At 64.5% G+C, this 22,631-nt stretch carries 19 protein-coding genes and 2 tRNA genes; 5 read left to right on the forward strand and 16 right to left on the reverse strand.

What is annotated here, in order from left to right:
• The 3 genes from iolE to VPH40_RS21950 form a co-directional block, all read left to right on the forward strand.
• On the forward strand, window positions 1–739 hold a 739-nt coding region (gene iolE, locus VPH40_RS21940), incomplete at its 5' end, for a myo-inosose-2 dehydratase (protein ID WP_328574497.1).
• Window positions 736–1,530: a 5-deoxy-glucuronate isomerase gene (gene iolB / locus VPH40_RS21945; protein ID WP_328574498.1), complete on the forward strand. Its 795-nt coding sequence runs from the start codon at window positions 736–738 to the stop codon at window positions 1,528–1,530. The genes iolE and iolB, both read left to right, overlap by 4 nt.
• A gap of 13 nt (window positions 1,531–1,543) precedes the next feature.
• Window positions 1,544–3,043 (forward strand): CoA-acylating methylmalonate-semialdehyde dehydrogenase, encoded by a 1,500-nt coding sequence (locus VPH40_RS21950; RefSeq protein WP_328574499.1) that lies wholly within the window; start codon window positions 1,544–1,546, stop codon window positions 3,041–3,043.
• A gap of 30 nt (window positions 3,044–3,073) precedes the next feature.
• On the opposite strand, the gene VPH40_RS21955 is transcribed toward VPH40_RS21950, so the two are convergent.
• The 12 genes from VPH40_RS21955 to VPH40_RS22010 all read right to left on the reverse strand — a co-directional run bounded on the left by VPH40_RS21955 (window position 3,074) and on the right by VPH40_RS22010 (window position 17,733).
• Entirely contained in the window at window positions 3,074–4,642 is a 1,569-nt protein-coding gene (locus tag VPH40_RS21955; protein ID WP_328574500.1) for a histidine-type phosphatase, read from the reverse strand.
• Between the two features lie 91 nt (window positions 4,643–4,733).
• Entirely contained in the window at window positions 4,734–6,353 is a 1,620-nt protein-coding gene (locus VPH40_RS21960; protein ID WP_328574501.1) for a histidine-type phosphatase, read from the reverse strand.
• Between the two features lie 79 nt (window positions 6,354–6,432).
• Window positions 6,433–7,833 carry an alkaline phosphatase family protein gene (locus VPH40_RS21965; protein WP_328574502.1) on the reverse strand — a complete coding sequence of 467 codons (1,401 nt, stop codon included), beginning with the start codon at window positions 7,831–7,833 and terminating at the stop codon, window positions 6,433–6,435.
• 232 nt (window positions 7,834–8,065) lie between these two features.
• Window positions 8,066–9,052: a LacI family DNA-binding transcriptional regulator gene (locus VPH40_RS21970; protein WP_328574503.1), complete on the reverse strand. Its 987-nt coding sequence runs from the start codon at window positions 9,050–9,052 to the stop codon at window positions 8,066–8,068.
• Between the two features lie 182 nt (window positions 9,053–9,234).
• Complete coding sequence (locus tag VPH40_RS21975) at window positions 9,235–11,715, reverse strand: TonB-dependent siderophore receptor (protein WP_328574504.1); 2,481 nt, start codon at window positions 11,713–11,715, stop codon at window positions 9,235–9,237.
• 78 nt (window positions 11,716–11,793) lie between these two features.
• Window positions 11,794–12,798, reverse strand: a complete 1,005-nt coding sequence (locus VPH40_RS21980; RefSeq protein ID WP_328574505.1) for a FecR family protein — start codon at window positions 12,796–12,798, stop codon at window positions 11,794–11,796.
• Complete coding sequence (locus VPH40_RS21985) at window positions 12,795–13,322, reverse strand: sigma-70 family RNA polymerase sigma factor (RefSeq protein ID WP_099666593.1); 528 nt, start codon at window positions 13,320–13,322, stop codon at window positions 12,795–12,797. The genes VPH40_RS21980 and VPH40_RS21985 overlap by 4 nt, the downstream gene beginning before the upstream one ends.
• Before the next feature lie 184 nt (window positions 13,323–13,506).
• Window positions 13,507–13,583 (reverse strand) — tRNA-Met (locus tag VPH40_RS21990).
• 59 nt (window positions 13,584–13,642) lie between these two features.
• Window positions 13,643–13,719, reverse strand: a tRNA-Met gene (locus VPH40_RS21995).
• 91 nt (window positions 13,720–13,810) lie between these two features.
• Window positions 13,811–14,770, reverse strand: a complete 960-nt coding sequence (miaA, locus tag VPH40_RS22000; RefSeq protein ID WP_328574506.1) for a tRNA (adenosine(37)-N6)-dimethylallyltransferase MiaA — start codon at window positions 14,768–14,770, stop codon at window positions 13,811–13,813.
• Window positions 14,771–14,848: 78 nt separating this feature from the next.
• Window positions 14,849–16,756 (reverse strand): DNA mismatch repair endonuclease MutL, encoded by a 1,908-nt coding sequence (gene mutL, locus VPH40_RS22005; RefSeq protein ID WP_328574507.1) that lies wholly within the window; start codon window positions 16,754–16,756, stop codon window positions 14,849–14,851.
• A gap of 38 nt (window positions 16,757–16,794) precedes the next feature.
• Window positions 16,795–17,733, reverse strand: coding sequence for a peptidylprolyl isomerase (locus tag VPH40_RS22010; protein ID WP_305053110.1), 939 nt, complete (start codon window positions 17,731–17,733; stop codon window positions 16,795–16,797).
• A 248-nt stretch (window positions 17,734–17,981) separates the two neighbouring features.
• On the opposite strand from VPH40_RS22010, the gene VPH40_RS22015 reads away from it, so the two are divergent.
• Window positions 17,982–18,632, forward strand: a complete 651-nt coding sequence (locus tag VPH40_RS22015; RefSeq protein ID WP_071075583.1) for a VTT domain-containing protein — start codon at window positions 17,982–17,984, stop codon at window positions 18,630–18,632.
• A 99-nt stretch (window positions 18,633–18,731) separates the two neighbouring features.
• Here the strand turns inward: VPH40_RS22015 and VPH40_RS22020 are convergent, their stop codons facing one another.
• Window positions 18,732–18,923 carry a hypothetical protein gene (locus tag VPH40_RS22020; protein WP_251351786.1) on the reverse strand — a complete coding sequence of 64 codons (192 nt, stop codon included), beginning with the start codon at window positions 18,921–18,923 and terminating at the stop codon, window positions 18,732–18,734.
• Here VPH40_RS22020 and VPH40_RS22025 point away from each other — a divergent pair.
• Window positions 18,922–19,821, forward strand: coding sequence for a carbonic anhydrase (locus VPH40_RS22025; RefSeq protein WP_305055851.1), 900 nt, complete (start codon window positions 18,922–18,924; stop codon window positions 19,819–19,821). The two genes, VPH40_RS22020 and VPH40_RS22025, sit on opposite strands and share 2 nt — an antisense overlap.
• Window positions 19,822–19,919: 98 nt before the next feature.
• Here the strand turns inward: VPH40_RS22025 and VPH40_RS22030 are convergent, their stop codons facing one another.
• Genes VPH40_RS22030 through tsaE form a run of 3 tightly spaced genes read right to left on the reverse strand, consistent with a single transcriptional unit; the run spans window position 19,920 to window position 22,623 of the window.
• The gene (locus tag VPH40_RS22030) at window positions 19,920–20,756 is read right to left on the reverse strand and encodes a D-hexose-6-phosphate mutarotase (protein WP_328574508.1); all 837 of its coding nucleotides are present in this window, start codon (window positions 20,754–20,756) and stop codon (window positions 19,920–19,922) included.
• Window positions 20,757–20,770: 14 nt separating this feature from the next.
• Complete coding sequence (locus VPH40_RS22035) at window positions 20,771–22,171, reverse strand: N-acetylmuramoyl-L-alanine amidase (protein ID WP_328574509.1); 1,401 nt, start codon at window positions 22,169–22,171, stop codon at window positions 20,771–20,773.
• On the reverse strand, window positions 22,135–22,623 hold the full coding sequence (tsaE, locus tag VPH40_RS22040) for a tRNA (adenosine(37)-N6)-threonylcarbamoyltransferase complex ATPase subunit type 1 TsaE (RefSeq protein ID WP_034780043.1): 489 nt from the start codon (window positions 22,621–22,623) through the stop codon (window positions 22,135–22,137). Before tsaE ends, VPH40_RS22035 begins: the two co-directional genes overlap by 37 nt.
• Window positions 22,624–22,631: the final 8 nt, after the last annotated feature.

Raw genomic sequence — 22,631 nt, forward strand, 5'->3', positions numbered from 1 at the left:
CGTGCTGGGCAAATACCATCTCGCCTGTGTTTCCGGCTGGTATTCGGGACGGCTGGCGCACCGGTCCGTGGAAGAGGAGATTGCCGCCGTCGGGCCGCATCTGCGCTTGCTGGCCGACAGCGGCGCCACCGTCATGGTGTACGGCGAAGTGGCGGACGCCATCCAGGGCGAAGCCCGCCCGTTGTATAAACGTCCGCGTTTCCAGTCGCCGCAGCAATGGCAGGCGTACGCCGACAAATTGACGGCGTTTGCGAAACACTTGCTCGACCACGGCGTGCGCCTGGCCTACCACCACCACATGGGTGCCTACGTGGAAACGCCCGCCGACGTGGACCAGTTGATGGCCTTGACGGGACCGGAAGTCGGTTTGCTGTTCGACACGGGCCACATCACCTTTGCCGGCGGCGACGCGCTGGCGGTCTTGAACAAGCACATCGATCGCATCTGCCACGTGCATTGCAAGGACGTGCGCCCCAATGTGGTGAAACTGGCGAGAAATGGCCACTGGAGTTTCCTGCAGGCCGTCATCAATGGCGCCTTCAGCGTGCCCGGCGACGGCAGCATCGATTTCCCCGCCATCCTGACGCGCCTGTATCTGCACGGCTACGAGGGCTGGCTGGTGGTGGAGGCGGAGCAAGATCCGGCCGTGGCCCCCAGTTATCAGTATGCCAAGATGGGCCACGATTACCTGGCGCGTCTGGTCGACGCGATTCCGCGATTGAAACGGGAGGCGGCATGAGCCCGCTGCTGGTCAAGGCGAGGGCCGGTTCGGCCATCGTCGAAGTGACGCCAGAGTCGGCCGGCTGGACGCACGTGGGCTTTGCCGCGCACCGTCTGGCGGCAGGCGAACAGCTCACTTTGGAGACGGGTAGCCGCGAATTGTGCCTCGTCGTGCTGACGGGCACGGTCACCGTGCAGGCGGGCGGGCAGACCTGGGAAGCCATCGGCAATCGCCAGAGCGTGTTTGAAGACGTCTCGCCCTACGCCGTGTATGTGCCGCTGGAAACCACGGTCGGCATCACGGCCGTGAGCGCCGCGGAAGTGGCGCTGTGCAGTGCGCCGGCCACGACCCATCGCCCGGCGCGCCTGATCGACCCGCAGTCGATGACGCGTTCCGTGCGCGGCAAGGGGGCGAACACCCGCTATGTGTGCGACATCTTGCCGCAGACGGCCGAGGCCGATGGCTTGCTGGTGGTCGAGGTGGTCACGCCGTCCGGCCATTCGTCCAGCTATCCGCCGCACAAGCATGACGATGACAATATCCCGCTGGAAAGTTCGCTGGAAGAAACGTACTACCACCGCTTGAACCCCGAGCAAGGCTTTGCGTACCAACGCGTCTACACGGACGACCGCAGCATCGATGAAGCCATGGCCGTGGAAAACCACGACGTGGTGATGGTGCCCAGGGGTTACCACCCCGTCACCGTGCCGTATGGCTACGATGGCTATTACCTGAACGTGATGGCCGGCCCGAAACGCGTGTGGCACTTTAAAAACGACCCGGCCCATGACTGGCTGATGACGAAATAACAAGGACAAGACAATGACTACCCCGATGATCGGCCACTTTATTGGTGGCAACCCCATGGCGTCGCGCTCCGAGCGCACCAGCGACGTCTTCAACCCCGCCACGGGTAGCGTCACGGCGAAAGTATCGCTGGCGACGCCTTCCGAACTGAACGCGGCCGTGGCCGCCGCCCACGCGGCCTTTCCCGCCTGGTCGCAGACCTCGCCCCTGCGCCGCGCCAGGGTCATGTTCAAGTTCAAGGAGTTGCTGGAAGAACATGCGGATCAATTGGCGGCCCTGATCACGGCCGAGCACGGCAAGGTGTTCACGGATGCAAAAGGGGAAGTCACGCGCGGCATCGAAGTGGTGGAATTTGCCTGCGGCATCCCGCAGCTGATGAAGGGCGAATATTCGGAGCAAGTGGCCGGCGGCATCGACGCCTGGTCGATCCGCCAGGCATTGGGCGTCTGCGTCGGCATCACGCCGTTCAATTTCCCCGTGATGGTGCCGATGTGGATGTTCCCGATGGCGATCGCCTGCGGCAATACCTTCGTCTTGAAACCGTCGGAGCGCGACCCGTCGGCCAGCCTGCTGCTGGCGCAGCTGTTGACGGACGCGGGCTTGCCGGACGGCGTCTTCAACGTGGTGCAGGGAGACAAGGAAGCCGTGGATGGCTTGCTGCACCACCCGGACGTGCGCGCCGTCAGTTTCGTCGGTTCCACGCCGATTGCCGAGTATATCTATGCCACCGGCTGTGCGCAGGGCAAGCGCGTGCAAGCCTTGGGCGGGGCGAAAAATCACATGGTCGTCATGCCGGACGCGGACATTCCGCAGACGGTCGACGCCCTGATGGGCGCCGCCTTCGGTTCGGCCGGCGAGCGCTGCATGGCCATTTCCGTCGTCGTGGCGGTCGGCAATGTGGCGGATCAATTGGTTGAGGCGCTGGTGCCGCGCATCGCGGCCCTGAAGATCACGCAAGGCATGGATTTAACAGCGGAAATGGGCCCGGTGGTGACGCAAGTGCACAAGGACAAAATTGCCGGCTACATCGCCACGGGCGTCAAGGAAGGCGCCAAGCTGGTCAGCGATGGGCGCGGTTTCGTCTTGCCCGGCCATGAACAGGGCTTTTTCCTCGGCGGCAGCCTGTTCGACCACGTCACGCCGGACATGACGATCTATAAAGAGGAAATCTTCGGTCCCGTGCTGTGCATCGTGCGCGTGCCCGATTTCGCCACCGCGCTGGACCTGGTCAACGCGCACGAGTACGGCAACGGCACGGCGATCTACACGCGCGACGGCAACACGGCGCGTGAATACACGCACCGGGTGCAAGTCGGGATGGTGGGCGTGAATGTCCCGATCCCCGTGCCGATGGCCTTCCACAGCTTCGGCGGCTGGAAGCGCAGCCTGTTCGGTGACCACCACGCGCATGGCCCGGAATCGGTGCGCTTCTACACGAAACAGAAGGCCGTCACCCAGCGCTGGCCGGCTTCGACGGCGGCGGGAGCGGAGTTTGCCATGCCGACCTTGAAGTAAGGTGCGATGGCGGCGCGCAGCATCAGCGCGTCAGGGCGCCGCCACGTGGCCGTAGCAGCTTTTCAGCTTTGCGTAGTCATAGAAGATGCTGTCCGGCGCGATGCGGGCGCCGTCGCAACTGGCCTGGAAACCGGTTTCCTTTTCGTTGTACAGCAGGCGCACGATCAGTTGTCCTGCGCTGTTGCGGTACACATCCCACTGCATGTTGGCCGCCAGCGGCGAGACGTTCTGGCCGCGCCATTGATTGCTTTGATAACTGTCGCTGGCCGATACCGGCAAGGGGGCCAGCGCCTGTTGCAAGCCCATGGCCGAGGCGAGCGGAATGATCATCTCGGCGTGCGTGAAACGCAGCTTGGCCGCGTGGCGCAAATCTCCCTTGGCCAGCGCATCGACTTCCTTGAAAAAATCGTCGCGCAAGGCCAGTGCGAAGCGCCAGGTCACGCCGCTGCTTTCCGTGGTGGCCGGCCCTTTCTGGTAAAAATCCTCGTGGTCTGCGATATAAGCGTAGTAGCGCGCATCCTCGGCGGGCATGTAGCGGCCGAAATCGGCCGGCATTTCATGGCGCATGCCGGCAGCGATCGCGTACAGCTCATACAGTTTCGTCGCGGCCGCATGCAAGCTGCGGATGACCGTCTTGCCGCTGCCCGTCATGGTGCGCGTGAGCTGGCCGTCCGCGCTGGTGAAAGTGTAGCTGCCCGTATCCGCAAAACTGGCGCCGCTGCGCTCAAGCTGGTCGAGGAAGGCGGGTGCAAACAGCCGTTCGAGCACGTGGCGCGCATGCGCGGCCGCTTCCGGTTTTCTGGCCGGGGCATCCATCAGGGCGTGCAGCTGCTTGGTTCTTTCATAGTACTGGTAGGCCTGGCTGGCGGCATAGGTGGCGTAATGCGGGTTGGCCCGATCGGCGACAAAATCCGTCTGCGGCGCCAGCTTGTGCGCATACAGCAGGAAGCGGTTCACGCCATCGGGCTGCGCCACTGCCTTGCGTCCCTGCGGATACGGCGCCGGCGCGGGCGGCAGGTATAACAAGGGCGCCAGCGCGGGCGCGTGTTCGAGCAGCGACTGCGTGAAAAAGCGCGCACTATCGCGCGCGCGGTCCACGCCGGAATGAATGGTGACGAGCTGGCGCGGCGCCGTCGCGGCGTCTTGCCCCACTTGCGCGAACAGGGTGGGCAGGCGCGCCAGCATGCGCACGGCCAGTTGCCGGTGTTCCTCGATGCCAGTCCGCGACAGATTGCCGTAGCCGGGCCGCTCGATGCCGGCCACGCCGTAACCGAGCAAGGCGTTCGCCTGCATCAGGGCCAGGATGTCGGGACCCAGTTCGCGCCCCAAAGGCGTGAGCGCATCCTGCGCGGCGGCTTGCTGCCACATCGCATACAGGGCTGCGTCGCTCTTCATGCCGGTTAATCCGCGCGCACCGTGGCGCGCCACCAGCTGCGTGAAGATGGGCTGGAAACCGGCGGGTGGCGCGGAATAGGTGGCCGGGTCCTGCTGCGGCGCATACGGCGTCTTGGTCTGGTAATGGCCTTCCGCGGCCTGGGCGGGAGCGGTGCAGATGGTGAGGGCCAGCAGCATGCTGGACAGGGGGAGCGGTGGGGGCATGGCTTTCCGTAAGTGACGTGATTGGTTCTTACGTGCAAGCCTAGCAGCAAACGTCCAACAGGCGGGCACGGCTGCCCGCCTGCATTCGTACTTACTGCGCCACGTGGCCGTAGCAGGTCTTCAGCTTCGCATACACATAGAAATGGCTGCCGGCGGCAAAGCGGGCGCCATCGCAGGCGGCCTGGAAGTCCGTTTCCTTTTCGTTGTACAGCATTTTCACGAGCACATTGCCGCCGGCGTCGCGGTACACATCCCACTGCATGTTGGCCGCCATCGGCGCCACGTACAGGCCGCGCCAGGTGCTGTTGTCATAGCTGTAGGTCTGCGCCGCAGGCAGCGCGCCGACGACGCTCTTCAGGCCTATGGCCGTGGCCAGCGGAATGATGGCTTCCGCATGCGTGAAGCGCAGCTTGGCGCCGTGCGACAGGTCGCCGCGCGCGATGGCATCCACTTCCGTGAAAAAGTCGTCGCGCAGCGCGCGCACGTAGTTCGAGGTGAGGCTGGCGCTTTCCGTGGTGCCGGGACCCTTGTTGTAAAAATCCTGGTAATCCTGCACGAAGGCCTGGTACTTGGCCGCGTCCGACGGCATGTACTGCACGAAATCGGCTTTCACTTCGTTCGTCATGCCGGCCATGATGGCGTACAGGTTGTACAGCACCGAGGCGGCATCTGCCAGGCCCTTGATGGTGGTGCCGCCGTCGCCCGTGACGGTGTTGGTGAACTTGCCGTCGTCGCTGGTAAAGCTGTAGGTACCCGTGTTGGCGAAGCGGTAAGTGCCGTTGTCGATCTTGTCGACGAAGGTCTTGGTGAACAAGCGTTCCAGTACTTCGCGGCCCAGGGTACGCGCCGTGGCGTCCGTGTCGATGGCCGTGTATTTGGCCAGGAAGCCGGGACTTTCCAGGTAGGCCTGATAGGCTTGGCTATCCTGGTAAGTCTGGTAATGGCTGTCGAGGGTATCGGTGACGAGGTCCGTCTTCGGCACCAGCTTGTGCGCATACAGCAGGAAGCGGTTGGTGCCGTCGGGCTGCACCACGGGCTTGCCGGCCGGGTAGCCGGCCGGCGCGGGTGTCAGGGTAATCAGCGGGGCGACGTTTGGTGCCGTGGCGGCCAGCGACTGCGCAAAGTACGCGGCGCTGTCCTTGGCGCGGTCCACGCCGGAACTGACGGTGACGATCTGGCGCGGTGCGCTGGCGGCATTGCTACCCAGCTGCGTGAACAGGGCCGGCAGGCGCGCCAGCATGCGCACGGCAAGCTGCTTGTGTTCATTGATGCCCGTTTGCGACAGGTTGCCGTAGCCGGGCGCCGTGATGCCGTCCACGCCGTAGCCGAGCAGCGCGTTGGCCTTCATCAGTTTCAGGATGTCGGCACCCAGCTTTTGCCCCAGCGGCGTGAGCGCATCGTCGGCTGCAGCCCGTTGCCAGACGTTGTAGAAGGCGGCGTCATACTTCATGCTCGACAGGCCGCGCGAACCGTGGCGCGCCACCAGTTCGGTGAACACGGGCGCGTAGCCGGCTGGCGCGGCCTCGTAGGTAGCGGCGTCCTGCTGCGGCGTGTAGGGCGTCTTGGTCTGGTAGTAGGTGGCGGGGGCGGCCGGCGTCACGGGCGGCGTTACCGGGGGCGTGACGGGGACGGGCGGCGTATCGTCGCCGCCGCCACAGGCGGCCAGGGAAAGCATCAGGAGAGACAGGGGAAGATGGCGTGCGTGCAGCATGGCGTTTCCTTCAGGTGTGGTTAGCCCAGGCGCGCCGCGCAGACGGCGCACCCGGGGCAGACAGGCAGGGGAATGGGTATTACAGCTTGAGGGCTTTGGCCAGGCTGTTGGCGCGCGCATCGCGCTCGCTCAAGGGCGCCAGGTCATGGCGCTCCTCGATGAACTTCAGGATCGACACGGTTTCATACTCGGTATGGTCGATATGCCCGCCTTCGCTGAAGGGCGAGATTACCAGTGCGGGGATGCGCGTGGCCGGGCCGAAGCGGTCGCCTTTCGGTGGCGCCACGTGGTCCCAGAAACCGCCGTTTTCATCGGTGGTGACGATGATGACGGTGTCCTTCCATTGCGGGCCTTCCATGATGGCGCTGATGATGGCCACGCCTTCGTCGTCGCCGGCCGCCACGCTCGATTTATCCATCCCCGGATGCATGTTCTTCTTGCCCATCGGCTTGTAGAACGAGACGGGCGGCAGCTTGCCTGCCTGGACGTCGGCGAGCATGTCGGCGCGGTCCTTCAGGTGCGTGGCGCGCTGCTGCGGGCTGTCGATGAAGCGCTTGAAGTAGGTGAACGGCTGGTGGTGATACGAGAAATCGTCGGCCTTCTTGCCCGACTTGGTCGAGGCGACGGCGATGTCGTAGCCGTCCGCATAATAGACCCAGGAGATGCCCTTGTCCGTCAGGCGGTCGCCGATGGTGGGCATGGTTTGCGGCGGCAGGAACGTCTGTTTCTTGGTCGGGTCGAATAGCAGCGGGCCCTGCATGGTGTTGACGGCGTAGCCGTCCTGCGTCACTTCCGCTTCCTCGCCCTTCTTGTGGCCCGTGCCGCGCTCATCCTGGGCGACGATGGACTTGGGCGCGTTCGGGAACACGGGCGTGCAGGCGCAGGTCAGCCACATGTGGTTGAGGAAGGAGCCGCCGTAGGCGGACTGGAAGAAGTGGTCGGCCAAGGTGTAACGTTGCGCCAGCGCCCACAGTTTGAGCTTGCTGCCGTCGAAATAGCCCATGGGCAGGGCACCCGTATTGCCCTCGACGACGAAGCGGTCATTCTTGCCGTCGTTGATCTGGCGCTTGTGCGTCCAGAACGCGTGGACGGGACTGGCTGTCTTGTCGCCCAGCGAGACGCTCGGCTCCATGCGGAAGGGCGCGTTGGCGATGTCGGTCTTGAAGCGCTGGTCCAGGCCGCCCTTGTCGAGTGCCACGGCGGGCAGCATGGCATAGGGCTTGCCATCGGGGGCGGTCTGCGTGGTGGTGTCGGGCGCGTGGCCATTGGCGATGCCGTCGGCACCGGGGAAGGTGCCGAACAGGTGGTCGAAGCTGCGGTTTTCCATGTACACGACGACGATCTGGCCGATCTTCGCCAGCTTCGGATCGGCGGCGACTGCGGCGGCCATATTGTGCTGCGTGTCGGCGGGAGTGGTGCAGGCCGCCAGACCGATGGCCCCGGCGCCGAACAGGGCGATTCTTAGAACGTGGTTCAACATAACAGTCTCCTTGATGACGCCTCCATGGACGGGGCGCTTTTTTTGTGGTGTGGCCAGAACTGGCCTGTTTGAAGAAATTGCACACGTGTGCAGCACGCGTGTGCAAACAGTAACCCGGATTTTTTTTGATGTCAACAAGTACAGGCGGGGGACGAAAAAGTGTGGAAAACGGGGAACGGCGGGCGGTGGCGGGCGGGCAGACGGCGTTGCGCCATCTGCCGCATCGAATGGCTTAGCGTGTCGTGCCGCGCCGCACCAGGGTGACGGGCACTTCCTTCAGGCGGCCCGGCATGGTAAATTTTTCCATGCGCTCGACCAGGCTCTTGACGGCGCGGCGCGCCAGTTCGCCCGCGTCCTGGCGGATGGTGGTCAGCTGGTAGGCATCCAGCGCGGCCATGGGAATGTCGTCGAAGCCGATCACCTGCAGTTGCGCGGGCACGTCGATGCCATACTTGCTGCGCGCCGCGTCGATGAAGCCGCAGGCGATCAGGTCGGTGGCGCAAAAGACGCCGTCAGGCAATTTGCCGGAGGCGAGCAGGGCGTCGGCCGCTTCCTGGCCCGCCTGGTAGCCGATGGCGTCGGCCAGATATTCGCCGGCCGTGCAGCGTTTCTTCGCCACGGCCGGCGCCAGGTGGTCGAGGAAGGCCTGGCCGCGCGCGATGCCGCTGAAACTGCTGGCGCGCGTGTTGATGAAGGTCAGCCGTTTGGCGCCGCTGTCGAGCAGGGTGCTGGCCGCCAGTTCGCCGCCGTGGCGGTTGTCGCTATTGACAACGTCCACGCCTTTCAGGTCGCGCGCGCGGTTGATCATGGCCACCGGCACTTGCCGCTGCAGGTATTCCGTGGCGACGGCGGACGGCGGCGAGCCGGACGTCATGATGACGCCGGAAATCTTGTAGCTGAGGAGGATGCGCAGCAATTCGCTGAGGCGCTCGGGGTCTTCCGCATTCATCAGCAGCGGCACCAGCGCATGTTCGCTCAGGCTGCGCGTGACTTCGCCCAGCAGGGCCACGCGGAACGGGTCCGTGAAGCCCGTGATGACGACGCCCACCAGGTTGCTTTGTCCCTGGTTCATGCTGCGCGCCAGGATGTTGACCTGGTAGCCCAGCGATTGTGCGGCTTCCATCACGCGGGCCCGCGTTTCGGGCGCCACGCTGGCGCCGGGTGTGAACGTGCGCGAGACGGCGGAGCGGGAGACGCCGGCCCGTTTGGCGACGTCCACCGAAGTGACCCAAGACTTGTCTTTTTGTTCCATTGACGGTGTAGATGAATGAGAGGCCTATGCACGATGCGGTGCGGCGCAATGCCGCGCCATCATCTTAGCCGAAAATCCCGGCCGCGGCGCAAACTGAATGCCAGTCCCGCGCCATGGCCAGCGTGCCGGTGCTCAGCCTCTCGATCGTCTTACCACTTCGGCGTGTACTTCAGGGTGAACTGCACGTTGCGCGGGTCGCCATAGTAGTTATTCGACCCGGTGGTGTTGTAGGCCGGGATGATGTAGCGCTTGTCGAAGACGTTGTTGACGTTCAGCGACAGGGCCACTTGCGGCGTGGCTTGCCAGGCCATGCGTGCATTCCAGATCGAGACGCCGGCAACCTTGAAGGTGCTATTGGTATCGAGCGTATGGCTTTGCGTGTTGACGCCGGCGCCCACGCTGAATTTGTCCCAGGCGCCGGGCAGCGTGTAGCTGGACCACACGCGCAGCATGTGCTTGGGCGTCCAGGTGGAAAAGACCTTGCCCTGCTCGTCCGGGTCGTTCAGATAGGTCGTCGTCGTATAGGCGTAGCCGGCAGACAGCTGCAAGCCGCGCGCCACTTCGCCCGACACTTCCGCTTCCAGGCCCTGGCTGCGCACCTTGCCCGAGGCGCGCGAGCAGTACCCGTTGGGGCACACCATGCCCGCAGCATAGTCGGTGACGGCACGGTTCTTGTGGTCGTAGCGGAACACAGCCAGCGAGGTGTTGAGCTTGCCATCCATCAGCTCCCCCTTGATGCCCGCCTCGTAGTTGCTGCCCGTGATGGGCTTGAGGACCTTGTCTTGCGCATCGCGGACGCTTTGTGGCGTGAAGATGTCGGCATAGCTGGCGTAGGCCGACCATTGCTGATCGAGCGCGTAGATCAGTGCCGCCGATGGCGTGAACTTGGCGGTGGCGTTGAGCTGTTCTTCAGGACCTTTGGGCGTCGCATACACGAAGTCGTACCAGCTGAAGCGTCCACCCAGCACGGCTTTCAGCTTGCTGGTCAGCTGGCCGTTCCAGCTGCCATACAGGCCTTTCTGGCGTATTTCATAGGTGCTGACGGGACGCACGCCCTTCGGGCGCGCGGCGATGCTGTCGAGGTCTTGCCATGGGCGGTTGTGCCTGATGTTGAAGACGTCCGCACCGGATTCCCAGACGCGGGCGTAGACGTCGTCCGACGCCATCGTGACATAGCTGGCGCCGACGAGGACTTCCTGCGCGATGCCCAGGCCGTCGAATTTGCCGCGCACGTAGGTATCGATGCCGCGCTTGCGGTTGTCGAAATCCATGCCAAAGTCGGCATAGCTCGCGCCGCTGCCGTCGGGATTAATGGGCAAGGCCACGCGCTGGTGCACGGAGCCGGTGTTTTCCTTCATGTTCACGGCGGATGCCTTCAGGCTCCACTGGCTGTTGAAATGGTGTTCCAGATCGAGATACACATTGGTTTGTTTGGCCTCGCTGCGGTTCCAGTCGGCGCCCGTGAAGGTGGAGCGGGGCAGGTTCAGCGCGCTGCCGTCCGCGTAGCGGGGCAGGCCGATAAAGGTGGGACGGCCGTGGTCGTTGACGTTGCTGATGGCCAGGCCCAGGGTGGTGGCCGGTCCCAGGTCGTAGTCGAGCGCCGCGTACAGGGTGCGGTTCTGGCTCCACACCTGGTCGACGAAGGAATGGGTATCGTCTTCATCGACGATGGCGCGTCCGCGCAGGCTGCCGTCCGCATTCAGGGGCATGCTGACGTCGAGCTGGGCGCCGTAATGGTCCCACGAGCCGGCGCGCGCCGTCATGCTGACACTGCGCTCGGCGGTCGGGCGCTTGCGCACCAGGCTGACGGAGCCGCCGGGACTGCCCGTGCCGACCAGCATGCCCGCGGCGCCGCGCAGCACTTCCAGGCGGTCGTAGATGACCATGTTTTCCTGGCCCCAGTTGCCCAGCGCATAGGTATTGCGGTCGATGGGCACGCCATCGTACTGCCATTGATCGATCTGGAAGCCGCGCGCCGTGATCACCACGCCCGGTCCCACGCCATGCACGCCCACCACGCCGGTGACGTTGTTGACGGCTTCGCGCAAGTCCGTGATGCCCTGGTCGTCCAGGCGCTGGCGCGTCAGCACGCTCACGGATTGGGGGATGTCCTTCATCGATTGCTCGCCCTTGCCGATGGTGAGCTTGCGCGCCGTGTAGGAGCCGCTGCCTTCCGTGGTGGCGCCTTGCTCGGCCTGGCCAACGATGGTAATCGAGGGCATGGTGCGTTCGGCCGCTGAAGCAGCGCCGATCGCCGCCGTGGGCGGGGACGCCGGCGCAGCCACCAGCACATAGCCGGTGGACGTCTTGCCGATGGCGTAGCCGCTGCCGCGCAGCAGGACGGCGAAACCGTCATCGATGGCGTAGCTGCCTTGCAAACCTGCACTGGTCAAGCCCTGCACCCGGGATGCATCGATGACGATGGACACGCCCGCCTGCTGCGCATAGCGGTTCAGGGCGCCGGCCAGCGGGCCGGCGGGGATGGCGTAGCTGGCGACAGCCGGGGCAGCCTGGGCGACTGCCTGGGCGTGCAGGCCGGCGCTTGCCAGCAGCATGGCCGCCAGGGCGAGCGGGCGCAGACGCGTGCGCAGGGTGTTCGGGGAGGAAACGGCAACGACTTGAGCGTACATGGTGACAGCCTTTTTTGAATGATCTCAGCTGCCTTGACGCACGAGATGCGCAAAGTGGAACCGCGAACGCACAATTTCTTATTTATTTTTTGCGGAGCCGCTGGCGGGGACGTCGACCATCACCAGGTAGCGCGTCAGCATGCGGATGCGCAGTTGCGGGAAATTGTCGATCAACAGCTGCAGCGCCTTGTCCGTGTCGTCCAGCGGCAGCACGGCGGCCACGCGGATGCCGGCGATCTGCGCGCGGTCGTAATGCAGCTGGCCCGGGCGGTGGCGCGCCAGCTCGTCGAGCACCTCGGCCAGCGGCAGGTCGTCGACCACCAGCTGGTGCGCGCGCCACGCTTCCTGCACGCTGGCTGCATCGATGGCCGTGATCGGCCCCACGCCATCGTCCGTGATGCGCGTGCGCTGGCCCGCCTGCACCACGACGGCCGGATGTTGCGGCACTTGCGCCAGCACCTTGGACTCCAGCATGCTCAAGATGGTGGCGCCGTCTTCCCTGCGCACGCTGAAACGCGTGCCCAGGGCGCGGATTGCCGCCTGTCGGCTGTCGACGATGAAGGGGCGCTGCGCATCCTTGGCCACGTCGACGAGAATGTCGCCCTGCACCAGTTCCACATGCCGCTCGCCCGCATTGAAGTGCACGTTGACGGCGCTGTTGCCGGCCAGGGTGAGCTGGCTGCCATCGGCCAGGGTGTGCGTGGACCATTGTCCCGTGGGACTGCGCAGGTCGGCCAGCAGGTAGGCGGGGCGTTCGCTGAAGACCAGCGCCCCGGTCAGCGTCAGCACGGCCACGGCGCTGGCCGCGGCCAGCTGGCGCAGACGCTGGCGGGGCTTGGGTGCGATGGCAGCCAGGGCGGCGCGCGCGGGGCGATGGTCGCCGCCGGCCGGCTCGCGCACGGCGTTCAATTGACGCAGCAGGTTTTCCATGCCGGCGGCGGCCGTCGCGTGCAGCGGGTCGGCCGCCTTCCACGCGGCGAAGCCGGCCTGCGCGGAGTCGCGCTCGGCCGGGTCGTCGGCGCTCAGGCGCACGATCCACCGTGCGGCCTGTTCGGCGGCGATATCCGTGCGGGGGCTATTCATGCCGCCAGGGCCGGGCAGGCGTGGCGGCAGGCCAGCAAGGCTTGCACCAGGTATTTTTGCACCATGCGCGTGGAGACGTTCAGTTGTGCGGCGACGGCGGCCTGCGGCTGCTCTTCCAGGTAGTGCAGCAAAAAGGCATCGCGCGCCTTGGCGGACAAGGCGGCCAGCGCCGTGGCGATCTGCTCGAGCGCCTGCACGGCCATCAGGACTTCATCCGGCGAGGGTGCGCCGGGCAGGCTGTCGGCCAGCAGGGCCAGTTCCGCCAGGTAGCTGCGCTCGAGTATCTGGCGGCGCGCGCGGTCGAGCAGCAAGCGCTTTGCCGTCGTCGACAGGTAGGCGCGCGGCTCGCGCATGCCGAACAGCGCGTCGCGCGAGGCGATGATGCGCACAAATGTATCTTGCGCCACGTCGGCCGCACCATGCGGGCAGCTGAGTTTTTTGCGCAGCCAGCCGACCAGCCAGCCGTGATGCTCGCTGTAGAGCGACTGCACTTGCTGTTGCAGGCTGGGCTGGATGGCGGACATGGGCGATGAATAATATAAATGAGAATTATTCTCATTGTAAGCGCCAGCGGCGGATTGCCACAATCCCCGATTGCATGTGGATGGGGCTGGTGTTGCGTACAGGCCGCACGCGAGGCGGCACCGGAAATGAAAATACCCGCCGCTGCACGGGGCAGAGGCGGGTATTTTCAATACTGCAAATTCTTGGTGGTGATAGGTGGACTTGAACCACCGACCCCAGCATTATGAATGCTGTGCTCTAACCAACTGAGCTATATCACCAAACAGACCGGTCAAACCGGATGCTCGTTTTGACCAGGCGAAACCTGATCGATGTTCTTTGGTGGTGATAGGTGGACTTGAACCACCGACCCCAGCATTATGAATGCTGTGCTCTAACCAACTGAGCTATATCACCCAACAGCCGAGCATTATCCAGTCTTCCCTTTTTCTTGTCAATGCCGGCGTAAAAAAATGTGCGTTTTTTTCACGCGCCGGCGCTGGCGTGATTATTTTTGTAACGCCGTCAGCAAGGGCTGGATTTGCGCCAGCATGGTGCTGGCCGGATCAGCGCTCAGGCAATCGATGACGAGGCGTTCCGGCATGGAGCGTAACCAGGTCAGCTGACGCTTGGCCAGCTGGCGCGTGGCGATGATGCCCGTCTCGCGCAAGGCGGCGCGGTCGATACGGCCGTCCAGGTAATCCCAGGCCTGGCGGTAGCCAACGCAGCGCATCGAGGGCAAGCCCGGATGCAGGTCGCCGCGGCGGCGCAGCTGCTCCACTTCATCGAGCAGGGCGTCGTTTTTCAGCATGAGGTCGAAGCGCGTGGCGATACGCGCGTGCAGTACGGCGCGGTCCGACGGTTCCAGCGCGAACGATTGCAATTGAAATGGCAGCACGGTTTTTTCGCGCCGGTCCAGCAGAGCCGACATGGGCTGGCCGGACAGGGCGATGATTTCCAGCGCGCGTCCGATGCGCTGCGCGTCCTGCGGCGCCAGGCGCGCGGCCGTGACCGGGTCTTGCTGCGCCAGGCGCGCATGCATGGCGGGCCAGCCGATGGCGGCCGCGTCCTCTTCCAGCTGGGCGCGCAAGGCAGGATCGGCGCCGGGCAAGTCGTCGAGGCCATCGGCCAGGCCCTTGAAGTACAACATGGTGCCGCCGACGAGCAGCGGCAGCTTGCCGCGCGCCGTGATCTCGGCCACCAGGCTCAGGGTATCGTTGCGGAACTGCGCCACGGAGTACGCGTCCAGCGGGTCGATGATGTCGATCAAATGATGCGGTACCTGGGCCAGTTCTTCCTTCGATGGCTTGGCCGTGCCGATATCCATGCCCCGGTAGACGAGGGCGGAATCGACGGAGATGATCTCGGACGGGATGGCTTGCGCGATGGCCAGCGCACTGGCCGTCTTGCCGCTGGCCGTGGGGCCCATGATGGCGACGGCCAGGGGGAGGTGTGGGGTGTTTTTCATGATACTTTTTGATGTACTTGCGATGGGAACCCCAAGGCAAAGGCTGGGGTCAGACCCGGCGGGTCTGACCCCAGAATATTATTGGCCGCGCAGGAACAGTTTATCGAGCGCGTTGATCTCGACCTGCACCCACGTCGGCCGGCCATGGTTGCACTGGTCCGCGCGTTCCGTGCTTTCCATCTGGCGCAGCAGGGCGTTCATTTCCTGTACCGATAAAATCCGGTTGGCGCGCACGGCCGTGTGGCAGGCCAGGGTGCCCAGCAATTCGTTCTGGCGCTCGATCAGCACGCGCGAGCCGCCGTATTCGCGCACGTCGCGCAGTACGTCGCGCGCCAGCGTTTGCGCATCGGCGTTTTTCAGCAGGGTCGGCACGGAACGCACGGCCAGGGTGGTGGGCGACAGGGCGGCGATGTCGAAGCCCAGCGCCTTCAAGGTGTCCTGGTTTTCATTCGCCGTCGACACTTCGATGGCGTCCGCATAAAACGTCACGGGGATCAGCAAGGATTGCACCTGCATGTCCTGGCCGGACACCTGCGCCTGCAGCGCGTTTTTCAGCTGTTCATAGAGGATGCGCTCGTGCGCTGCGTGCATGTCGACCAGCACCAGGCCCTTGGTATTTTGCGCCAATATATAAATGCCGTGCAGCTGGGCCAGGGCAAAACCCAGCGGATATTCTTCGCGCGCCATCGCTTCGGGCGAGGCGATGTAGGGCTCCGCCTGCATGATGGGAGAACTGGCAGCGCCGCCGCCGAACAGGGCGCCATACGACGCTGTGTCTTGCGCCACGCCTGGTGCGTCGGCAAAGAAGGGGCGGGCCGCGCCGGGCGAGGCGGGCGCGAAGGTATTCGTAAATTGCGCGCCGAATGAGGTTTGCGTCTGTTCGCGGCGCCAGATGCCAGGTCCACCCAAACCTGCGCCCGCGGTATCACCGCCGAGGCTGGAGGCGGCCGGCAGGGGCGCCGGCACGCTGCCGAAGGCCGTGGCCGACGTTTGCGCCAGCGCGCGCTGAACCGCGTGGAAAACGAATTGGTGCACGGAGCGGCTGTCGCGGAAGCGCACTTCGATCTTCGACGGGTGCACGTTGACGTCGACCAGCGCCGGGTCGAGGTCGAGCGCCAGCACGTAGGAGGGAAAACGGTCGCCGTGCAGCACGTCCTGGTAGGCCATGCGCACGGCGTGCACCAGCAGCTTGTCGCGCACGAAGCGCCCGTTGACATAAAAGAACTGGCCGTCGGCGCGCGCCTTGGACGCCGTCGGCAAGCCGGCAAAGCCGTGAATGCGCAAGGTGCCGGCCGATTCGTCCAGCGCCAGGCGGGCTTCGGCGAAGTCATTGCCAAGGATGTGGGCGCTGCGCTTGGCCAGTTCGCTGATATTCCACTGGTCGATGGTGCGGCCGTTGTGCGACAGCGAGAACGATACGTCCGGCCGCGCCAGGGCGATGCGGCGCACGACTTCGGCGCAGTGGCCATACTCCGTCTGTTCCGATTTGAGGAATTTGCGCCGCGCGGGCGTGTTGAAATACAGGTCTTGCACGTCGACCGTGGTGCCGTGCGCGCCTGACGACGGCGAAACGCTGCCATTGTGCGAGCCGACGATTTCCCAGGCGTGGGCCGCGTCGGCCGTGCGCGACGTCACGGTGACGGCGGCCACCGAGGCGATCGAGGCCAGCGCTTCGCCGCGAAAGCCCAGGGTACCCACGTTTTCCAGGTCGTGCAGGGACGCGATCTTCGACGTGGCGTGGCGTGCCAAGGCCAGCGGCAGCTGATCTTTGTCGATGCCGCGCCCGTTATCGGTAATCGCGATGCGTTTCACGCCCCCTTCTTCCAGCCGCACCGTGATCTGCGTGGCGCCCGAGTCGAGCGCGTTTTCCAGCAGCTCTTTGACGACGGCGGATGGCCGTTCGACCACCTCGCCGGCGGCGATTTGCGAAATCAACTGGTCAGGCAGGGCCTGGATCGGGCGGTGGGGCGTGATGGGAGCGTTCATCCCCTGATTATAACGGGTTGCGAATTGCCGGGCACCGGCTACTTCGCCACCTCCCGCACCGGTATCGGCGCATTGCACACGTCGACATGGCCGGCCGTGACCTTGCTCCACGGGCCGCCGCGGTGGCGCTGGGCTTCCAGCACGGCCTGGTAGGCGGCGCTGTCGGTACGCATCACTTCCAGGTTGCTGCGCTGCGCCAAAGGCACGCTGGCGGCCAGGCGGATGGCCTTGATCGGCACGTTTTTCTCGGGGCTGTCATAAAAGCCCATGGGGCCCGTGCCGCGGGGCAGGGTGGACAGCAATGGCATGCCGGAGACGACTCTGCCGACGACGGTGATGTCGCGGTCCAGGTGGCGCGGCGATTGGCCGATGACGGCGTACAGCTCCGTGCCGCCGCCGCTGTCGCTGGCGCTGTCGCGCCCCACGCCCACGGTGGCATAACAATGCGTGAGCCAGGCCGTGCCGGTTTTCGGATCGCGCGCGGACGGGAAACCGTTCGAATGGCCGACTTGCGGCGCATAGCCATCGACGTCCGGCAGGCGCGTGAAGTTCTTGACGTTTGTCAAAGGTACCGTAAATTCGCCGGGCAGGGTGCGCTGGGCATGCTGGATCGGTTTTGGATTTTTCTCGTTCGGATCGCCCCACTGCGCCACCCAATTGTCCTGCGCGCGCGTGATGGCCAGGCCGTCGTAATACTGCTCGGCGACCAGGGCCTTGATGTTGGCCACGTGTTTCGGCGCGAAGTCCGGCGCCAGTTCGATCACCACGCGGCCGGCGGGAATGTCCAGGTACAGGGTGTTGTCCGGGTCCAGCGCACGCCAGTCGGACGGCTTCGAAGCCTTGATCACGTCGGCCAAGGTCGCTTTGGCGGGCAGTTCGGCGGGCGCCTTGATCTGGACGGGCGCCGCGTGGGCAGTCAGATGTGCAAGGCCCAGTACGGTGGCCATGGTCAGGCCGCTCAGTGGGTGTCGATACATGTTTTCTCCTGGTCGGCGCGGGTTGCGCCGTGCAGAAAGTGTATACCGGAATGCCAATATTTCGTTGGAAAAACATTGCATATGGTAATCCTGACAGTTGCCTGCCGATAAGGCGTTTCCTTAACCTTTACTTAAAATGCCACGCCGCCAGGGGCGCTGCCGAATTAATCACGAAATATCGGCCCGGGGACTGCCGTTGCGCTGGCCGGGTGGTGTATGATTCCGCCGCTACCTTTAGGGAAAAATATATGGATTTTGTGCAATTCCTCGACATGATCGTGCATGTCGACAAGACGCTGGGTCTCTTGATCGAGCAGTACGGTACCCTCGTGTATGCAGTGCTGTTTGCCATTATTTTTTGCGAAACAGGCCTCGTGGTGCTGTTTTTCTTCCCTGGGGATACCTTATTGTTTATCGCCGGCGCGTTTTGCGCGACGGGACAGATGCACCTGGGCTTGCTGATAGCCTTGCTGGTGACGGCCGCCGTCACGGGCAACACGCTCAATTACTGGATAGGCGAGGCCATCGGGCAAAGGGTGTTTACCCACGATTACCGCTGGATCAACAAGGATGCCATGCGCCGCACGCATGAATTCTTTGAAAAGCACGGTGGCAAGACCATCATCCTGGCCCGTTTCGTGCCGGTGGTGCGCACCTTCGCGCCGTTCGTGGCCGGCATTTCCGACATGACGCATGCGCGCTTCCAGATGTACAACGTGACGGGCGCCCTGTTGTGGGTGGTCGGTCTGGTGACGGCCGGTTACTTCTTCGGCAATATCCCATGGATCCGCGACCACCTGACCTTGATCGTGCTGATCGGAGTCGGCGCCGCCGTCGTGCCGGTGGTGTTGGGCGGCATGTGGAAACTCTACAAGCGTATGGTCGGCAAGTCGGCGTAAGGCCGCATGGATCCGGGGCCAGTGCGCTGCGGCACAGCCCGCAGCCGGCCCCGGATCCCGTTTTTCTCTGTCTTGTTTCTGTTTTGCTCCCGCCCTGATTCAAGTTTTGTTGCTTTCCAGCCGTAAACCAGAGGGTATTCTCACTTTCTGGATTTCCATGCGACATTTGAGCGCCCTGTTAGCTTGCAGCCTTGCCGCGATGGCGGCCATGGCAAGCGCCAAAGATGCCCCCGCTTCGGCGAGCGCCGCTGCATCCGCGCCCATGTCGGCGTCGGCGCGTGCGGCCGCCATGAAAACCCTGACCGAATCGGTGAAGGGCAAGGAGGCCAAGGCGCCTGTCGTCGTCGCGCCGACGGCGCGCGAGAAGGAAGAAGCGGCCGAAGTCGACTTGTCCGAACGCATCGCGGCGCGCCTGGCGGAAATGCGCGCCACCCAGGCGGCCCGCGCCGCCGCCCGCGCCAAGCGCGCCGCCGTGGTGAAGGCCGCGCCGCCGCCACCGCCACCCGTGCCGCGCGGTACGCACTGGTCGTACGAGGGCGACAGCGGCCCGTCCAACTGGAGCAAGATCAATGTCGACTGGGCCAAGTGCGGCAATGGCAACCGCCAGTCGCCGATCGACATCCGCGATGGCATGAAGGTGGAACTCGAGCAGATCAGCTTTGACTACCACCCGTCGTCGTTCAATGTAGTCGACAATGGCCACACGGTGCAGGTGGGCGTCAGCGGCGGCAATTACATCACGGTGCAGAACCGCATGTTCGAGCTGCAGCAATTTCATTTCCACCGGCCGTCCGAAGAGCGCATCAACGGCAAGGCTTTCGAGATGGTGGTGCACCTGGTGCACCGCGATGCGGAAGGCCGGCAAGCCGTGCTGGCGTTGTTGCTGGAGCGGGGTGCGCCGCAGGCGACCATCCAGACCGTGTGGAATAATCTGCCGCTGGAAAAATTCGAGACCATGCAGCCGACCATCCTGCTCGACCCGGCCGAGATGCTGCCGACGCGGCGCGATTACTACACCTACATGGGGTCGATGACGGAGCCGCCTTGCAGCGAAGGCGTGTTGTGGATGGTGATGAAGCAGCCGGTGCAGGCTTCGCCGGCGCAGATGGCGCTGTTCAGCCGTTTGTATCCCTTGAATGCGCGCCCGATTCAGCCTGCCAACGGCCGCATCATCAAGGAGTCGAATTAAGAGCGCCTGCGAAAAGCCCATGGCGTTGTTACCCCGCCTCGTCGTACATGCGTACTGCCTTCGGCGAGGCGCCTAGCCCTGGACTTGTTCAGTCACTCTTATGTAAATTCAAGGCGCTGGCGGCCGGTCCATTCGGCGCCGGCAGCCAGCAGATCGGGCTGGATCAGGGCTGGCTCGATGCAGAGGAAGCGCTGGTACTCGTCGTCGGCCAGGTCGGACAGGGCGGCCGCGTCTTGCGCACCGGGGTTCCACACGACGGCATCCGTAAAGCCCTGCTGTTCCAGGCGCAGGGTATGGCTGCCGGATTGCAGGCTCAAGGCGCCCGGCAACTGGTAGTAGATGCGGTCCAGTTTGTCCTCGAATTGCAGCACCTCTTCCGCCTGCAAGGCGTCTTGCGGCGTCTCGTCCGAATAGCGCACGCGTTGCAGGCCGCCAATGCGCGCCTCGCTCAATTGATCAATCGCAAAATAGCTGTGCAGGGCGGCCGAGAACGGAAACGCCTGTTCGCCCGTGTTGTGCACGGACAGGTGCAGTTCCAGCGATTGCGCCTTGACGGCCACGCGCAGGTGCAGGGTGAAGGCATAAGGCCAGGCGGCGGCGATCGCTTCCGGCAAGTCAGCCTGGGTCAGGACAAATTGCGCCCAGGCTGCGCCATCGGCGTCGCCCGTCGATTCCAGTTGCCACGTCGCCACGCGCGCAAAGCCGTGGCGCATGCCCGTGCCGCGCGCGCCGAACTGGGGGAAGATCACGGGCACGCCGCCACGGATGGCGCGGCTGCCATCGAGGCTCGATGCACGGCTGCAGAACAGGCGCTCCTGGCCATCGCTGCTCCGCCACGAGACCAGGTGGCCGCCGTACAGGGTGACGGTCGCCTGCGCACCGTCGGCGGCGCGGATGGTCACGGCCGGCAGCTGGCCAAAAGTGCTGTTGCTCATGCTAGGCTTTCATGTCAGGTCAGGCGGCTTTTCGCCAGCGGCGGATTCTTGGCAAAGTAATTCTTGATGCCCGTGACGATGGCGTCGGCCATCTGGTCCTGGTAGCCGTTGTCGGTCAGCTTGGCTTCTTCTTCCGGGTTCGAGATGAACGCCGTCTCGATCAGGATGGAGGGAATGTCGGGCGCCTTCAGCACGGCGAAGCCGGCCTGCTCGACGGAACCCTTGTGCAGGCGGTTGATGCCGCCGATTTCGCGCAGCACGGCCTTGCCCAGCTTCATGCTGTCATTGATCTGCGCCGTCGTCGACAGGTCGAGCAGCACGCTGGCCAGCTGCTTGTCGTGGTTCTTCACGTTGACGCCGCCGATCAGGTCGGCCTGGTTTTCCTTGTTGGCCAGCCAGCGCGCGGCCGTCGAGGTGGCGCCCTTTTCGGACAGCACGAACACGGACGAGCCACGCGCCGTCGGCTGGATGAAGGCGTCGGCGTGGATGGAGACGAACAGGTCGGCCTGCACCTTGCGCGCCTTTTCCACGCGCATGCCCAACGGGACAAAGAAGTCGGCGTCGCGCGTGAGCATGACGCGCATGTTGGGCTGCAGTTCCAGCTTGGTCTTGAGGCGCTTGGCGATGGCCAGTACCACGTCTTTTTCGCGGCTGCCCCGGCTGCCCATGGCGCCCGGGTCTTCGCCGCCGTGGCCGGGATCGAGCGCGATGGTAATCATGCGCACCACTTTCTGGCCCGGCAGCGGGCGCGCTTCGGGGCGCTGTTCCGGACGGACGTCGGGTACGGGCGGCACGATGGGCGCTACCGGCGGCGGCACGGCGGCCACGGGCGGCTTGCCGCTTTCGGGCAGGGGCAGCGCGGGCGGCGGCGTATGCGTGCCGGCCATGGGCGGCTTGGCCGGGTCGCTCGACCAGTCGCCCTTTTCGATCATCTGCGCGATCAGGTCCGGCTCGCGCACGGGATACAGGTCGAAGATCAAACGGTGGTTGTAGGAGCCGGCCGGCGGCAGGGTAAACAGCTGCGGCGTGACTTCTTCCTTCAGGTCGAACACCAGGCGCACCACGTTGGGCCGGTTCTGGCCCACGCGCACCTGCTTGATATACGGGTCGTTCGACTGGATCTTCGCCACCAGGCCCTTCAGGGTGGGATTGAGTTCCAGGCCTTCGATGTCGACCACCAGTCGTTCCGGATCCTTGACGATGAAGTGGGTCGCCTTGAGGATGCTGTCATTTTCCAGGGTGACGCGGGTGTAGTCCTCGGCCGGCCAGACGCGCACGGCGAGAATTTGCGCCGCCATCGCCGACATGGGCGCGAACACGGACAACAGCAGGGTGCCGCCGGCCTTGAGCACCGTGCGCCGGGTGATGGGCGAGGAGATCAAAGGTTCGGGGCGAATTTGAGACGGTGAAGGCATGACAGACCCAATTCAGAAGACGCTTGCAATTCTACATCACGTCCTGTACCCGCAACGTTCAAATAAATATTCAGGTCCGCCGGCGGCAGCACCGGTTCGGCTTTCTCCGGCCATTCGACGATGCAGATATTGCGGCCGTCGAAGTCTTCGCGAAAACCGGCGTCGAGGAATTCCTCGGCGCTGCCCATGCGGTACAGGTCGAAGTGGATGACGTTGACGCTCTGGCCATCGAGCTGCACCGTGTACGGTTCGGACAAGGTGTAGGTGGGGCTTTTCACGTGGCCAGCATGGCCGGCCGCGTGCAGCAGCGCGCGCGTGAGGGCCGTCTTGCCGGCGCCCAGGTCGCCGTGCAGGTAGATCGCCAGGCCCGGCGCCAGCGCGCGCGCCAGCGCGGCGCCCAGCGCGGCGGTACCGGCTTCGTCGTGGAGGTGGGCTTTGAAGTGTTCGGTCATTATCTTCT

The organism is Janthinobacterium sp. P210005 (genome assembly GCF_036231865.1).
GTDB classification, from domain to species: domain Bacteria; phylum Pseudomonadota; class Gammaproteobacteria; order Burkholderiales; family Burkholderiaceae_D; genus Janthinobacterium; species Janthinobacterium kumbetense.

What these genes read in the sequence shown, in the direction of transcription:
- VPH40_RS21980 (WP_328574505.1), bottom strand. Translation starts at nt 12,798, where the DNA reads ATGAATAGCCCCCGCACGGATATCGCCGCCGAACAGGCCGCACGGTGG.
- iolB (WP_328574498.1), top strand. Translation starts at nt 736, where the DNA reads ATGAGCCCGCTGCTGGTCAAGGCGAGGGCCGGTTCGGCCATCGTCGAA.
- VPH40_RS21950 (WP_328574499.1), top strand. Translation starts at nt 1,544, where the DNA reads ATGACTACCCCGATGATCGGCCACTTTATTGGTGGCAACCCCATGGCG.
- VPH40_RS22020 (WP_251351786.1), bottom strand. Translation starts at nt 18,923, where the DNA reads ATGGCGGCCGCACGCGCCGACGCCGACATGGGCGCGGATGCAGCGGCG.
- VPH40_RS22030 (WP_328574508.1), bottom strand. Translation starts at nt 20,756, where the DNA reads ATGAGCAACAGCACTTTTGGCCAGCTGCCGGCCGTGACCATCCGCGCC.
- tsaE (WP_034780043.1), bottom strand. Translation starts at nt 22,623, where the DNA reads ATGACCGAACACTTCAAAGCCCACCTCCACGACGAAGCCGGTACCGCC.
- VPH40_RS22010 (WP_305053110.1), bottom strand. Translation starts at nt 17,733, where the DNA reads ATGTATCGACACCCACTGAGCGGCCTGACCATGGCCACCGTACTGGGC.
- VPH40_RS21960 (WP_328574501.1), bottom strand. Translation starts at nt 6,353, where the DNA reads ATGCTGCACGCACGCCATCTTCCCCTGTCTCTCCTGATGCTTTCCCTG.
- VPH40_RS21975 (WP_328574504.1), bottom strand. Translation starts at nt 11,715, where the DNA reads ATGTACGCTCAAGTCGTTGCCGTTTCCTCCCCGAACACCCTGCGCACG.
- miaA (WP_328574506.1), bottom strand. Translation starts at nt 14,770, where the DNA reads ATGAAAAACACCCCACACCTCCCCCTGGCCGTCGCCATCATGGGCCCC.
- VPH40_RS21955 (WP_328574500.1), bottom strand. Translation starts at nt 4,642, where the DNA reads ATGCCCCCACCGCTCCCCCTGTCCAGCATGCTGCTGGCCCTCACCATC.
- VPH40_RS22015 (WP_071075583.1), top strand. Translation starts at nt 17,982, where the DNA reads ATGGATTTTGTGCAATTCCTCGACATGATCGTGCATGTCGACAAGACG.
- VPH40_RS21965 (WP_328574502.1), bottom strand. Translation starts at nt 7,833, where the DNA reads ATGTTGAACCACGTTCTAAGAATCGCCCTGTTCGGCGCCGGGGCCATC.
- VPH40_RS22025 (WP_305055851.1), top strand. Translation starts at nt 18,922, where the DNA reads ATGAAAACCCTGACCGAATCGGTGAAGGGCAAGGAGGCCAAGGCGCCT.
- VPH40_RS22035 (WP_328574509.1), bottom strand. Translation starts at nt 22,171, where the DNA reads ATGCCTTCACCGTCTCAAATTCGCCCCGAACCTTTGATCTCCTCGCCC.
- mutL (WP_328574507.1), bottom strand. Translation starts at nt 16,756, where the DNA reads ATGAACGCTCCCATCACGCCCCACCGCCCGATCCAGGCCCTGCCTGAC.
- VPH40_RS21985 (WP_099666593.1), bottom strand. Translation starts at nt 13,322, where the DNA reads ATGTCCGCCATCCAGCCCAGCCTGCAACAGCAAGTGCAGTCGCTCTAC.